Here is a 14,005-nt window from a genome sequence, read left to right on the forward strand (position 1 = left end):
CTCGTTGGTCATGGCTGTCAACGGGTCACGATGGAGGCTGGCGCCTCGGGCTTGCGATGGAAACGCACGCGCTTGAGCCACAGCTGCAGCGCGTGCCAGTGGATGCGGGCCACGATGGCCAGCGTCATGACGGGGTAGCCCCACAGCGCCTGGCGCAAGGTGCGCGCGTTGGCGTGCAACAGCGTGCCGCTCACGCTGGTCTGTATCAGTGGGCCGCTGGCGTCGTCGTAGTCGATGCGCGCTACGGTGCGACCTTCATCGGCGGGTGCCGCCGCCGTGCGCATGAAACGAAAGCGATAGCCTCCGGTCACTTCGCAAAATGGCGATACATGGAACACCTTGCGCGCCTGTTGCTCCACACCGTACTGCGGCGCATCCAACAGGTAGCAGTGGCGCTCGCCAAAGGTGTTGTTCACCTCCACCACGATGGCGCGCAGGCTGCCATCGGCACGGTGGCAGTACCAGAAGCTCACGGGCTTGAAGGTGTGGCCCAGCACACGCGGGTAGCAGTGCAGCCAGACCTCGCCCACCGCGTCGTCAATGCCTTCGGTGCGCAGCAGGTCGTCGAGCCAGGCCAGCGCCCCGCCCTGGTCAGCACTTCGACCATCACCATGGTCTGTGTCATGAAAGCTGATGGCGCCGCGCCGGTTGACCGCCAGCGCACTCTGCATACCCGTCGTTTGCGCAAGGCTGCGCATCGGGAGCATCAGGAAGAACGTGGGGTAAGCAAACGCATGCCTTTTGGGCCGCAGCCGCGTGTGGCGCACCTGGCCGAAGCCGATGAGCGGCAGAGCCGGCGGGGTCGTAAGGCTCACGCAGCCTCCGCCCAAGGTGCGGGCATGGCGGCCAGCAATTGCTCCGCCACGGCCAAGCCTGATTTGAGGCCGTCTTCATGGAACCCGTAGCCCGTCCAGGCACCGCAGAACCAGGTGTGCTCACGCCCCTGTATCTTGGCCAGCTGCTGCTGCGCACGGATGGCGGCCATGTCGAACACCGGGTGGGCGTACTCATAGCTGCCGATGACGTGTTCGGGCGCGATGTCGCGCACCGGGTTGAGCGACACCACCACGGGCTGGGCAAATGGCACGGGTTGCAGTTGGTTGATGAGGTAGTGCAGGCACACGCGGGCCGATTCGCGGCTGCGCTGCGGGGCGCGTTCGTAGTTCCACGCAGCCCAGGCGGCGCGGCGTTCAGGCAGCACCGCGGTGTCGGTGTGCAGCACGGCGCGGTTGGCTTGGTAGCGGATGGAACCGAGCACGGCGCGCTCTTGCGTCGTGGGCTGGGCCAGTAGCGCGAGCGACTGGTCGGAATGGGTGGCCAACACCACCTGGTCGAAATGCTCCACCGCACCCTGGGTGACCACGCGCACGCCGGCGGCATCGCGTTCGATGCGGCGCACGGGGGTGTTCAGGCGCTTGTCGGCAATGCCCGCCACGATCTTGTCCACATAGTGGCGCGCACCACCGGCCACCGTCCACCATTGCGGGCGGTTACTCACCTGAATCAGCCCGTGGTTGTGGCAGAACCGGATCATGGTGGCCACGGGGAATTTGAGCATCTGGTCCGTGGGGCAGCTCCAGATGCAGCCCAGCATGGGCAGGAAATACCAGTCGCGGAAAGCATCGCCAAAGCGGTGCTCGCGCAAAAAATCGCCCAGCGGCTGCATCAGAGCCGCCTCGGCCTGTTTCTCTGCAATGCGCGTGCACAGCTTGTTGAAGCGCAGCAGGTCACGCAGCATGCCCAGAAAGCGCGGGTTGACCAGGTTGGACCGCTGGGCAAACACGGTGCTGAGGTTGGTGCCGCTCCACTCCAGCGTGCGAGCACTGCCCGAGCCACCCAGTGCGCCTGGCACTTTCACCGAAAACGACATGTCGGACTTTGCCGTCTCCACGCCCAGCTCCGCCAGCAGGCGGATCAGGTTCGGGTAAGTGCGCTCGTTGAACACCAGAAAGCCGGTATCCACGCCGTGAGTGACGGCGGCGCCGGAGGCGTCCGGCAACGTGACATCGACCGTGTGCGTGTGGCCACCAAAGTAGTCACCCGCTTCAAACAGTGTGATGTTCGCCTGGTCGCGCAACTGGTGCGCGACGGAGAGCCCGGAGATGCCGGAGCCGATGATGGCGATTTTCATGACCGGCTCCCTCTGGCCAGTGCACGGAATAAAAAGGTTGCGAAGCGTCCCGAAACGAATAAGAGAGGGAGGGAGGAGAAGCGCTCCAGGAGATCAGTCGGAACCCGGGGGCCCGAAAGGCTTCGCAACGTTAAAACTGTACGCCGCGCAATCGTCTTGCGCAATGGATAGAGTGGGGCTTCCACCGCGAAGTTCCAGAGCCGCGCTGTGATTTTTTTAAAGAAACGTAAAGAAATCATGCTGCTCACCGGGGTGCGGGCAGCGCCAATTGCTGCTCAATGGCCCGGACCAGGCCTTTGTTGTCGGGCCCGGTCAGGCTGGAATAGTTGTCCACCAGCTTGCCATCGCGACCGAGCAGGTACTTGTGAAAATTCCAGCGCGGTGCCGTGCCCGACAGCTGCGCGAGTTGCCGGTACAACGGAGAGGCCTCGGGGCCCTTGACGCTGCTTTTGGCAAACATCGGGAATTTCACGCCGAACGTGTTTTCGCAGAAATCGGCAATCTGCTGGTTGCTGCCTGTCTCTTGCGAAAAGTCGTTGGAAGGAAAACCCAGCACCACCAGCCCCTTGTCCTTGTAGCGCGCGTGGAGGTCCTCCAGTCCCTTGTACTGGCCTGTGAAGCCGCAGAAACTGGCGGTGTTGACCACCAACACCACTTTGCCGCTGTACTGGCACAGCGATTGGGGCTTTTCGTCCTGAAGTCGCAGAAAGGTGTGCTGCAACGTGGCGGGACAGCCCTGGGGCGTATCCGCAGCCTGTGCTGCGGGGGCCAGCAGCGCAATCGCCAGAAGGCCTGCCATTGGGATAAGTCGTGAAAGAGTGTTCATAGGACTGTGGGCGGATGGTGGGGCCAATTTAACCATTTCATTATTTTTTGTCCACATGAGTTTTTATTTGTACTGATTGGTATACGCGGCGCGACGCCTTTTGGATTCAGATTCCTGACACGGGGAAGGGTTTTGCCTGACTCGCCATACGGAAGAGGCCGCGATCAGGCGTGCCCAGGCCTTCCCGCGCGACCAATCGGCGACGGAACATCGGCGCCGCACCTGCCAGGTGCGGATCAAAGGGCGGGAGGGGAGCACGGGCCGCATCGAACGTGCGGCCAGGAGATCAGACCAGCTGGAGCAGCCGATCCAGAGAGAGCTTGACGCGCACGTCCTTGAAGGCCACCACGCCGGTGACTTTCCACGGCGGCATGCCAGTGTCGCGCGGGATGGGCTCGCCCGTGGGCATGCCCTCGCGGTTGGTCACGACAGCCACGCGGGGTGTAGTGGCCGTGGTGCCCCGGCGGATGACCACCCCCACCTCCTGGCTGGCCAGCCGCACAAAGGCTCCGGGGGGGTACACACCCAGCGTCTTGACCAGTGCCACGCCAGCTTCGTCCACCTGGTGGTCCTCGTCGTAGTAGCTGGCCTGCATGGCAGCGGTGACCGGCATCGGCCATCGGGCCGCACGCGGAGCCAGCCGGGCCCCGAAGATATCGGCGCGTTGCAGCAGGCGCGCCATTTGCTGGGCTTCGGTCTTCTTGGCCAGCGGGCCTGGAGAGCGATGGTGGTGGCAGCGCACCGCCTCCAGCCACATCGGGTCAGCCACGCCCAGGTGGCGCAGCAATGCCTCGGACCGCGCAGCATGGTCTTCCACGGCAGCAATCTGCACGGAGGTCAGCGGATGGGTCTGCTGCGCCAGCTGGTCCTGCAGCTCGGTCATCGCGATGTTCATGCTGAGGGCCGCATGCCCCAGCTGCTGCAGCCGCCCACTGGGCCAGCTCAGCATCTCGCGCGCCACCACCATGCACACGCAGCTCACCAGCATGGAGTGGGTGGCGCTGTACAGGCGGGTTTCCTGCGCCGACAAGTAAATCAGGGCCAGCAACGTAGCGTCGGGCGTCTGTGCGCAATGGCGCGCCAGCTCGTCATGCAGTGCCTGAAATCGCCCGCCGAAATCGTTGGGCGACGGCGACCTCAGGAGCTGGGTGGCCCGTAGCTGCAGCTCGGGCCAGTCGGGCAGTGTTTTGCCCGCACGGCCTGCGGCGGCCTGCTCGCCTGCCGTCATCTTCATCGCGGCAATCTCGCCCAGGTTGGTGTCTGCGATCAGCATGCGCTGCAATTGCGCAAGGTAGGCCCGGTGGCTGCCGCCAGACTCGTCCGTGTCCACGCACAACTCTCGCCCACGCCCGACCATTTTGGCCAGTTCTTCCCGGGTGCGAATGACATACCCTTTTTGCGCAAGCAGCGCCCCATCGGCCCCACGCAGCACAAAGGGCAACGGGTGGCCGAGCTGGATGGATTCGATGTTCAGGCTGACGAGGTTCATGGTGCTCGTTACATTATCTGACGTTTGCCCGCCTGCCAAAGCCAATACCTACCGGGTGATTTCCCGGCTTTTCGGTGGACGAAATTCCTGCAATGTAAGCACACGCTGTCATTGCACTGATGGCGGTGTTTGAGCAGCAGCTGGCGGGTGTGCTGGGTGCGCACCCCGAAGCCTGCGCAGGGTGCGCCCGAACCATTGCCCCAGGTCATCCACTCCGGTGAATACCGCCGGGATCACTAGCAGGCTCAGCAGCGTCGAGGTGATGAGCCCCCCGATCACGGCCACGGCCATCGGTGAACGGAAACTGGCATCGGCAGCACCCACGCCGATGGCAATGGGCAGCATGCCCGCGCCCATGGCCAGCGTGGTCATGATGATCGGGCGTGCGCGCTTGTGGCACGCATCGATCAACGCCTCGAAGCGGGTCATGCCATGCTCGCGCCGCGCCAGGATGGCGTACTCCACCAGCAGGATGGAGTTCTTGGTCGCAATGCCCATGAGCATGATGAGACCGATCAGCGAGGGCATCGAGAAGCTCTTTTGCGCAATCAGCAGCCCCACAAACGCCCCGCCCAGCGACAGTGGCAGCGCCGCCAGAATGGTGACGGGGTGCAAAAAGTCCTTGAACAGCAGCACCAGCACGATGTAGATACACAACACACCGGTGAGCATAGCCAGGCCGAAGCTGGCGAACAGCTCGCCCATCATCTCCGCATCGCCGATGGTGATCTGGCGCACGCCGGGTGGCAGGTTCTTGATGGACGGCAGCGCCTCGACGGCCTTCGTGACATCGCCCAGCGGCTGGCCCGACAACTCGATCTCGAAGTTCACGTTGCGTGCACGGTCATACCGGTCGACCACAGCCGGTCCACCACTGAACTCCAGCGTGGCCACCTGCCCGAGCATGACCGGTCCCTTGCTGCCCTGCACCGGCAGGCGCTCCAGCAGCGACAGGTCCTTGCGGGCATCGTCCTGCAGCTTGACCACGATGGGCACCTGGCGGGACGCGAGGTTGAGCTTGGGCAGCGACACGTCGTAGTCGCCCACGGTGGCGATGCGCAGGGTTTCGGCAATGGCACTGCTGGTCACGCCCAGGTCGGCAGCGCGCGCGAAGTCGGGGCGCACCGCGATCTCGGACCGCACCAGGCTGGCGGTGGACGACACACTGCCCAGTCCCGGGATGGTGCGCAGGTCTTTCTCGACCGCGAGGGCCGCGCTGGTCAACGCCTGCGGGTCATCGCCCGTGAGCACCAGCACATACTTTTCGCCCGATCCGCCCAGGCCCACCTTGCTGCGCACGCCAGGCAGGGTTTCCAGCGCGGCGCGGATCTGGTTTTCGATGCCCTGCTTGCGCGGGCGATCGCCCCGGTCGGCCAGCAAAATGGTGAGCGTGGCCTTGCGCGTCTCGGCATTGGCGCTGCCCATGAAGGGGTCGCCCCCGGCCGATCCACCGCCGATGGTCGTGTACACGCTTTGCACATGCGGCACCTTGGCGATGCGTTCGCGCGCATCTTCGGCCACGGCGCGCGTTCGGGCGAGCGTTGCGCCGGGCGGCAGCTCCAGGTACACCTGGGTCTGCGAGTTGTCGTCCGGCGGTATGAAGCCTGTGGGCAGCAGCGGGATCAGTGCCAGCGAGCCGATGAAGAACGCTGCGGTGGCCACAAAGGTCATCCATCGGTGCTTGACGCACCACGCGGCCCAGCGCAGGTACACCGTCATCCAGCGCGGGTCCTTGTGATCGCCCACGAGGGGCTTCAAAATATAGGCCGCCATCATGGGCGTGAGAAGGCGCGCCACCACCAGGCTGGCAAACACTGCGAGCGACGCCGTCCAGCCAAACTGCTTGAAGAACTTGCCTGCGATGCCGCTCATGAAGGCCGTGGGCAGAAACACCGCAATCAGTGTGAACGTGGTGGCCACCACGGCCAGGCCAATTTCGTCCGCCGCCTCCATGGCCGCCTGGTACGGTGACTTGCCCATGCGCAGGTGGCGCACGATGTTCTCGACCTCCACGATGGCGTCATCCACCAGGATGCCCACGACCAGCGACAGCGCCAGCAGCGTGATCACGTTGATCGAAAAGCCCAGCAGGTGCATGCCGATAAACGCGGGGATGACCGACAGAGGCAGCGCCACGGCCGACACAAAGGTTGCGCGCCAGTCGCGCAAGAACAGCCACACCACCAGCACAGCCAGCAGCGCACCTTCATAAAGCAGGTGCATGGAGCCGTCGTACTCCTCCTGCACCGGCTGCACAAAGTTGAAGGCCTCGGTGATCGTGAGGTCCGGGTGCTGGGCCCGCATGTCCTTCAGGGCCGCCTGCACGGCTGCGCCCACCTCCACCTCGCTGGCGCCCTTGCTGCGCGCCACCTCAAAGCCCACCACCGGCTTGCCGTTGAGCATGGCCAGCGCGCGTGGCTCTGCAATCGTGTCCGTCACCGTGGCCACCTGATCGAGCCGCACGTGGCGACCATCCGACAAGGCCAGCGTGAGGCCCGCGAGCTCCTGTGCCGACTGCACGGTGGCCAGCGTGCGCACGGGCTGCTCACTGCCGCCCAGGTCCGTGCGACCACCTGCACTCTCTTGCTGCACCAGGCGCAACTGGCGCGACACATCGGCCGCCGTAGCGCCCAGGGCCTGCAGCTTGACCGGGTCTAGCGCCACATGCACTTGCCGGTCCACACCACCCACGCGGTTGACGGCCCCTACGCCACGCACAGTGAGCAGCTTTTTGGCCACGGCATCGTCCACAAACCACGACAGCGCCTCGTCATCCATCCGGCTTGACGCGATGGTGAAGGCCAGCACCGGCTGCGCCGCCAGGTCCATCTTGGTCACGATGGGATCGCGCACGTCCCCCGGCAGGTCGCCGCGCACGCGGGCCACGGCAGAGCGCACATCATCGAGCGCCTCTTGCGTGGGCTTCTCCAGCCGGAACTCGGCGGTGATGGTGGCGCCGCCGTCCTGCACCTTGGTGTAGATATGTTTCAGATCCTGCAGCGTGGCGATGCTGTTCTCGATCTTGCGCGCCACGTCGTTTTCGAGCTGCGCGGGCGACGCGCCCGGCAGCGCCACAGTCACGGAGATCGTGGGCAGGTCGATGTCGGGAAAGTTCTGCACTTTCATGGCGTTGAACGACAGCAGGCCGCCAAAGGTCAGCAGCACAAACAGCATCAGCGCCGGGATGGGGTTCTTGATGGACCAGGTGGATACATTCATGGCGAATGCTCCTTATTTGATAGCTAATGGCGCTTGATTCAAAAGCGCTACAGGCACTTTTTGCTGCAAATGCTCGCCAGCTGACTGCTTGCCAGCCTCTGGCGCCGCTGCAGGGGCCGCCACGCGCACCAGGTCGCCGTCGTTCAAAAAGCCTGCGCCGCGCACGGCCACCGGGGCGTTGGCGTCCACGCCCGACAGCACCTCCACGCGGTCGGCCACGCGGCGGCCGGTCTGAACCTTGCGCATCTGCACCCGCTGGTCGGCACCCACCACGAAGACGTAAGAGAACCCGTCGCGCACCACCAGCGCCTCCTGCGGCACGGTGAGCGCATCGCTGCTGCCCAGCGCGAACTCACCGCGCGCGAACATCCCGGCACGGAAATCACCGTGGAGCGGCAGGTCTACATAGACCAGGACATTGCGCGTCTGCGGGTCCACCGTGGGAGCGACCATGCGCACGGTGCCTTCGGCCACCGCGCCGCTGGCTGCCGTCACGCTGACCCTGGCGCCCGGCTGGATGCGGCGCAGCTCGGTGGACGTGACCTCGGCACGCCACTCCAGGCGCCCTTTGCGCACCATGCGAAACAGTTCGGTACCGGCCCCCACTACCGCACCCACGGTGGCTGTGCGCGCCGAGATCACGCCGCTGTCGGGCGCTACGACCTGCGTGTATTTCAAGCGCAGCTGCTGTGCGTTGAGCGTGGCCTTGGCCGCCTCCACGCGCGCCTGCGCAGTCTTCTCGGCCGTGGTGTATTGCTGGATCTGTTGCTGGCTCAGTGCGCCTGTGGCCTGCAGCGAGCGGGCACGGTCTGCATTGGCAGTGGCTTCGGCTGCGTTGGCCTGGGCTTCGAGCAGGCTGGCGCGCACCTGGGCCACATCGGCCTGCACCGTTTCGGCAGAGAAGGTTGCCAGCACCTGGCCTGCCTTGACCACATCGCCCACGTTCACGCGCACCTCGGTCAGGCGCAGGCCGTTGCTTTCAGCGCCGATGCTGGCCTCTTGCCACGCGGCCACATTGCCATTGGCGGCCAGGTGTACCGGCACCGAGGTGCGCTGGGGCTGTGCCGTGCTCACCGTGAGTGCGGGGCGGGGCTGGCCTGTTTTGGGCTCATCGGCGGCGCGCGATGCGCCCGAGAAAACCAGGGCGCCCCCCGTGGCCAGCACACAGGCGGCGATCACGGCGAAGGCGGTGGGAGAGAGCTTGAAATAGGGCATCGATCAGTCCGTTCATCCAGTCGGCGTCAGGAAAAGGGGTTGGGCGATCGGCCCGGTCCCCGTGGGGTTCAGCGTGCGGCGGTGACCGCGGCCAGTGGGTTGGCCGAAGCGGCATGTGGTGGCGTCGGCACCTGCGGCGCCCACCCACCGCCAGCGGCCCGGTACAACGCGACCCAGGCTACCTGGCGTTCGTGCTGCAGGGCGATCAGTGCGTTTTCGGCCGCCAGCGAGGTGCGCCGGGCGTCCTCGAGCTCGACCAGACTGGCCAGCCCGCCACGCCAGCGCGCTTCGGTCGCATCGAACGAGGTGCGGTAGCCCTCTGCCGCAGCCCGCGCGCTGGCATTGCGTTCACCAGTGCTCTGCAGCCGCACCAGCGCCTGTTCGACTTCGCTCACAGCCTGGCGCACCTTGGCGCGGTACAGCGACGTGGCCTCGTCATAACGTGCCTGTGCCGCATCGACCTGCGCTACGCGGCGGCCCCCGTCGAACAGCGGCACGCTGAGCGCCAGCGGGCCCAGGGTCCAGGTGCTCAGGTCGGTTGTCACGCCGCCGCTGCGCACCCATGCTGCGCCCACCGTTCCGCTGAGCGACAGGCGCGGGTAGCGCTGGGCCTGCGCGCTGCCCACCTCAGCACTGGCGGCGGCCATTTCGCGCTCGGCGCTGTAGACGTCGGGGCGCTGGGCCAGCACCTGTGCGGGCAAGGCGGCAATCGCAAACAGCGTGTCGGGTGCTGCGGGCGCTGGCGTGGAAAGGCGCGAGCGAAGCGCACGCTCTTCCCACCCTGTGAGCGCTACCAGGGTCTTGACCTCCACGTCGCACAACATGCGTTGCTGCGAGACACGGGCCTGTGCTTCAGCCGCGCTCGCGCTGGCGAGAGCTGCAGTGGCGGGTGCGGTGAAACCGGCGCGTTCACTCAGGCCCGACAGCCGCGAAGTCTCACTGCGTGACTGGGCATCGCGTTCGGCCACGCGCAATTGTGCGAGGCAGGTGCGCAGGCTGCTGGTCTGTTGTGCCACTTCGGCGGCCACACTGACGCGGGCCTCGTGCCACAGCGCCTGCGCGCCCGCCAGGCGCTCTTCGGCCGCAGTCCGGGTCGCCCGGTTGGCACCGAACAGATCCAGCTCCCAGCTGGCCTGCAGTCCTGTCTGCGCGGTGGTGGCGATGCCAGCCAGTTGTTCGTTGAACCCGCGGCTGGCACTGGCCTGTGCGTCGACCGACGGCAGCAGCGCAGCGCGGCTCGCAACCTGCGTTGCGCGGGCCTGCGCGATGCGCGACTGGGCCTGAGCCAGGCCGGGGCTGATAGCCTGCGCCGCATCGATCAGTTCCACCAGCACCGGGTCGCCGAGCTGCGTCCACCACTGGGCCATGTCAGCCAGTGAACCCTGGTGTGGCAAGGAGGCTTGCCACACCAGGGGCGGGGTTGCCTGCACTTGCGCCGGAGGGGCTGTGACGGCACATGCCCCCAGCGCAAAAGGCAGGCAGGCGGTTAGGATGAGGCGGGCTTTGCTCAGCGTCATGCGTTGGATTCCTTGTGCGAAGTCCTGGAAGCGCGGCGCACAGGCCGTTGTGGGGCCTGTCGCCGGGTGATCTCGCCCTGCACCATGCTCAGGGCATAGCCGGTCAGCCGCTCTACCCACGGATCGACAGCTGCAGAGCTTGCAAGCTGCGGTGCGATGGCCTGGAGCGGATCCCGCTGCGTCCACATCTGCATGATCAGCCCGGCGAGAGAGAACGCGAGCCGGTGCATGTCGTCATCCACCTGGGCCACACTCATGTGTCGGCATAACACCTGTATCAGGGCCAAGTGCGGGGCGCGGCATTCACGCTCGATGAGTTCAGGCCACACATGGGTCGGGTCCAACAGCTCGCGCACATGCAGACGCAGCGATTGGGTCACGAGGTCGTCGTGCTTGAGGGGCTCCAGAAAACCCCCGAAATAGGCGGCCAGTGCCTGCGACAGGCTCAGGGCAGGATCGGCAAACACCGGAATCAGGTCGCTGCCGCTGCCAAAGGGCTCGTAGAACGTCGCCGTATACAGGCGAGCCTTGTCGCCAAAATGGTAGGCGATGGCCGCCACGTTGGTGCCAGCGGCCTCGGCGATGGCCCGCACAGAGGTCTGTGCAAAGCCTTTTTCGGAGAAGAGCTGTAGCGCTGCGCGCAGCAGGCGAACGCGTGTATCTTCGCCATCGCTGCGGGCGGTGCGTTGGGCTGCGGGAACGGAATGGGCGCCAGAACTCATGGCACCGGATTAAACCACCAGAATTCAAACAGTTGTTTGAATTGCCCAGGCTGCTACCCGTTGCAAGCTGTTGAAAATGCAACCGTTTGTCACATCTTCGTGGCGCCGTTAGCCGGTTGGCGTGCCCGGGTCCGCCACAAAAACAGCATGCCAGAGTGCCAGCACGGCTTCACGTTCGGCCTGCAGCGCGGGGGGAGTGACCTGGGTGGGGGTCTCGTCCAGGCGCGCTACGTGCTGCACACGCCGCAGTTCCCGGTAGGCATCCGCCGCAGCGTGGCCCACACCGGCAGGCAGCAAACCCACCTGTTCGGCACGCTGCAACAAGGCAATGTTGCCCACGTTGCCCCGCAACTCAGGATGAGCTGACGACTGTGACAACACCAGGTACTGCACCGCAAACTCGGCATCCACCATGCCGCCTGTGCTGTGTTTGACGTCAAATTTACCGGGGGGCGTGGGATGGGCTGATCGCACGCGCTCGCGCATGGTCACGATCTCGCCGCGCAAGGCCGCCGGGTCGCGGGTGGATGTGATGACGGCTTCGCGCACAGAATCGAAGCGGGCCTGCAAGGCTGCACTGCCCATCACGAACCGCGCGCGTGTCATGGCCTGGTGTTCCCAGGTCCAGGCGGTGTTGCTGCCGCGCTGCTGCTGGTAGTTGGCGTAGGCCTCGAAGCTCGTCACCAGCAGGCCTGAGTTGCCATTGGGCCGCAGTGCGGTGTCGATTTCGTAGAGGTCGCCTTCACCTGTCTTGACGGTCAGCCAGTTGATGAGCTTGCGCACAAAGGCCGCATAAACCTCGGGGGCGCGCTCGTCATCGTCATCGAACACAAAAACGATGTCGAGGTCGCTGCCATAGCCCAACTCCTTGCCGCCCAGCTTGCCGTAACCAATGATGGCGAATTGGGGTTCGTCGCGGTGGCGGTTTTTAAGGCGGCTCCAGCACCATTGGCTGGTGATGCGCAGCACGCTGTCGGCCAAGGCGCTGAGATCGTCGGCCACCTGTTCGACGGTGATGCGGCGCTCCACGTCCCGTGCCAGGGTGCGGAAGGTCTCGGCATGCTGGGCACGGCGCAGCAGGTTGAGCAGTGTCTCGTCGTCGTCCTCTCCGGTGGAGCGCAGCGACGCCAGGCGCATGCCCAGTTCGCGCTCGAAGTCGGCGACCACAAACCGTTCTGTCAGCAGGGCGTCGCCCACCAGTTCGTCGATCACGCCGGGGTGCTGCAGCAGGTACCGGGCGGGCCACTTCGCGGCGCCCAGCAGGTGCAGCAATTGCTCGTGCACCGAGGGCCTCTCCAGCAGCAGCGCGAGGTAGCTCTCGCGCCGCAGCAGCGGCTCCAGCCAATTGGCCATGCGCAGTGCGGCTTCTTCGGTGACGCGACCTTCCTTGAGCCATTGCGCTGTGCGTTGCACCAAGCGGAATAGGCGCGCGCGCGCCTCGTCGCGCAGACCCGCGACTCGCGGGTGGTTGCGCCATTCGGCCACGCGCTCGCGGAACCCGGCGGGCAGTTGCTCCAGCAAGGTTTCCAGCTCGGGGGGTGGGGGCGCTGCAGCACGGGGGCCGCCGCAGCCGCCTCCGTTGCATTGCTTCTTGCCGTTGCCCCCCAGCAGGGTGTCGAACTCCTGTGCCACCAGTTCGCGGTGGGCATCCAGCTCGTGCAGGAACGCGCAACAATCCTTGAACCCCAGGGTGTGGGCAATCCAAGCCAGATCATCGTCGCGCGTGGGCAGCACATGGGTTTGCTGGTCATCGAGGTACTGGATGCGGTGCTCTACCCGGCGCAGGAACACGTAGGCCCGCGCCAGCGCATCGGCTGTCTCTTGCGGCATGAGGCCTGCATGGGCGAGCCGTTGCAATGCGTCGAGTGTGGGGCGGCGGCGAAGCTCCGGGAACTGCCCGCCACGCACTACCTGCAACAACTGCACGGTGAATTCGATCTCGCGGATGCCACCGCGCGAGAGCTTCACATCGTTGGCGCGCTCCGGGTGGCCCGCGCTGCGTTTGGCAGCATGGTCGCGGATCTGACTGTGCAGGGACCGCAGCGCGTCGAACACGCTGTAGTCGAGGTAACGGCGGAACACAAAGGGCAAAACCACGCCACGCAGCGCCTGCACTTCGGGGCTGCCAATGCAGTCGCGCGGGGCCACCACGCGGCTTTTGAGCCAGGCAAAACGCTCCCACTCGCGGCCATGCAGCTGCAGGTATTCCTCCAGGGCCGCCAGCGACACCGACGCAGGGCCAGAGTTTCCGTTGGGACGCAGCGCCAGGTCGACACGGAACACGAATCCATGCTCCGTGGTATCGCCCACCAGTCCGTAGATGGCTTTGACGGCGCGTGCAAAGTATTCGTGGTTGGAGATACGGCCCCGGCCATCGGCCATGCCTGCAGTCTCTCCATCGTGTTCGTAAACGTAGATGAGATCGATGTCGCTGGAGACGTTCAGCTCGCGCGCCCCCAGCTTGCCCATGCCGATGATCCAGAGTTGGACGGCCTGCCCCTCTGGTCCACACGGTGCGCCGTGGCGCTCGTCCAACTCGCGGCGTGCCTGGCGGCAGGCACGGTCCAGGGCCAATTCAGCCAGCTCGGTCACCGCACGGGTGATCCCTGAGAGGGGCGCCTGGGTTTCGCAATCGAGCTGGATGATCCGCTCCATGACCAGCTGACGCAGCATCCGCAAGGCCGTGCCGGTGTCGCAACCCCGGGCAATGAGCGCGTCATACGCCTGCTCCATGGTGGCCAGCACCGGGGTGCCCGGGGGCAGCAGTGCCAGGTCGTTGGCGTAACGGCGGTGCAGGCGCTGGTAGAAGCGGGAGTGCTCGGCCAGCGGCCCATCAGGAATGGGTTGGTTGCAGCGGGGGTCAGAGGAGGAAGGTTGCATCGCAGT

At 65.5% G+C, this 14,005-nt stretch carries 9 protein-coding genes; all 9 read right to left on the reverse strand.

Features of this window, described 5'->3' with window-relative positions; translation table 11 throughout:
- Positions 1-17: 17 nt before the first annotated feature.
- The 9 genes from CLU85_RS01665 to glnE all read right to left on the reverse strand — a co-directional run bounded on the left by CLU85_RS01665 (position 18) and on the right by glnE (position 13,999).
- Positions 18-815, reverse strand: coding sequence for a DUF1365 domain-containing protein (locus CLU85_RS01665; protein WP_100408767.1), 798 nt, complete (start codon positions 813-815; stop codon positions 18-20).
- Positions 812-2,131 (reverse strand): NAD(P)/FAD-dependent oxidoreductase, encoded by a 1,320-nt coding sequence (locus CLU85_RS01670; RefSeq protein WP_100408768.1) that lies wholly within the window; start codon positions 2,129-2,131, stop codon positions 812-814. Before CLU85_RS01670 ends, CLU85_RS01665 begins: the two co-directional genes overlap by 4 nt.
- 244 nt (positions 2,132-2,375) lie before the next feature.
- Positions 2,376-2,930, reverse strand: coding sequence for a glutathione peroxidase (locus CLU85_RS01675; protein WP_232727696.1), 555 nt, complete (start codon positions 2,928-2,930; stop codon positions 2,376-2,378).
- Positions 2,931-3,243: 313 nt separating this feature from the next.
- A complete protein-coding gene (locus CLU85_RS01680; RefSeq protein ID WP_100408770.1) occupies positions 3,244-4,446 on the reverse strand; it encodes an HD-GYP domain-containing protein in 1,203 nt (400 codons plus the stop codon).
- Between the two features lie 108 nt (positions 4,447-4,554).
- Positions 4,555-7,665, reverse strand: coding sequence for an efflux RND transporter permease subunit (locus CLU85_RS01685; RefSeq protein ID WP_100408771.1), 3,111 nt, complete (start codon positions 7,663-7,665; stop codon positions 4,555-4,557).
- A gap of 12 nt (positions 7,666-7,677) precedes the next feature.
- Positions 7,678-8,880 carry an efflux RND transporter periplasmic adaptor subunit gene (locus tag CLU85_RS01690; protein WP_100408772.1) on the reverse strand — a complete coding sequence of 401 codons (1,203 nt, stop codon included), beginning with the start codon at positions 8,878-8,880 and terminating at the stop codon, positions 7,678-7,680.
- A 68-nt stretch (positions 8,881-8,948) separates the two neighbouring features.
- Positions 8,949-10,397, reverse strand: a complete 1,449-nt coding sequence (locus tag CLU85_RS01695) for an efflux transporter outer membrane subunit (protein ID WP_100408773.1) — start codon at positions 10,395-10,397, stop codon at positions 8,949-8,951.
- A complete protein-coding gene (locus CLU85_RS01700; RefSeq protein ID WP_100408774.1) occupies positions 10,394-11,119 on the reverse strand; it encodes a TetR/AcrR family transcriptional regulator in 726 nt (241 codons plus the stop codon). Before CLU85_RS01700 ends, CLU85_RS01695 begins: the two co-directional genes overlap by 4 nt.
- Positions 11,120-11,227: 108 nt before the next feature.
- A complete protein-coding gene (glnE, locus tag CLU85_RS01705; protein WP_100408775.1) occupies positions 11,228-13,999 on the reverse strand; it encodes a bifunctional [glutamate--ammonia ligase]-adenylyl-L-tyrosine phosphorylase/[glutamate--ammonia-ligase] adenylyltransferase in 2,772 nt (923 codons plus the stop codon).
- Between the last annotated feature and the right edge of the window lie 6 nt (positions 14,000-14,005).

The organism is Acidovorax sp. 69 (assembly GCF_002797445.1).
In the GTDB taxonomy this organism is placed as follows: Bacteria; Pseudomonadota; Gammaproteobacteria; order Burkholderiales; family Burkholderiaceae_C; genus Acidovorax.

Excerpts from the sequence above, each read along its gene's own strand:
- CLU85_RS01675 (WP_232727696.1), bottom strand. The coding sequence starts at position 2,930 with ATGGCAGGCCTTCTGGCGATTGCGCTGCTGGCCCCCGCAGCACAGGCT.
- CLU85_RS01695 (WP_100408773.1), bottom strand. The coding sequence starts at position 10,397 with ATGACGCTGAGCAAAGCCCGCCTCATCCTAACCGCCTGCCTGCCTTTT.
- CLU85_RS01670 (WP_100408768.1), bottom strand. The coding sequence starts at position 2,131 with ATGAAAATCGCCATCATCGGCTCCGGCATCTCCGGGCTCTCCGTCGCG.
- CLU85_RS01690 (WP_100408772.1), bottom strand. The coding sequence starts at position 8,880 with ATGCCCTATTTCAAGCTCTCTCCCACCGCCTTCGCCGTGATCGCCGCC.
- CLU85_RS01680 (WP_100408770.1), bottom strand. The coding sequence starts at position 4,446 with ATGAACCTCGTCAGCCTGAACATCGAATCCATCCAGCTCGGCCACCCG.
- CLU85_RS01685 (WP_100408771.1), bottom strand. The coding sequence starts at position 7,665 with ATGAATGTATCCACCTGGTCCATCAAGAACCCCATCCCGGCGCTGATG.
- glnE (WP_100408775.1), bottom strand. The coding sequence starts at position 13,999 with ATGCAACCTTCCTCCTCTGACCCCCGCTGCAACCAACCCATTCCTGAT.
- CLU85_RS01700 (WP_100408774.1), bottom strand. The coding sequence starts at position 11,119 with ATGAGTTCTGGCGCCCATTCCGTTCCCGCAGCCCAACGCACCGCCCGC.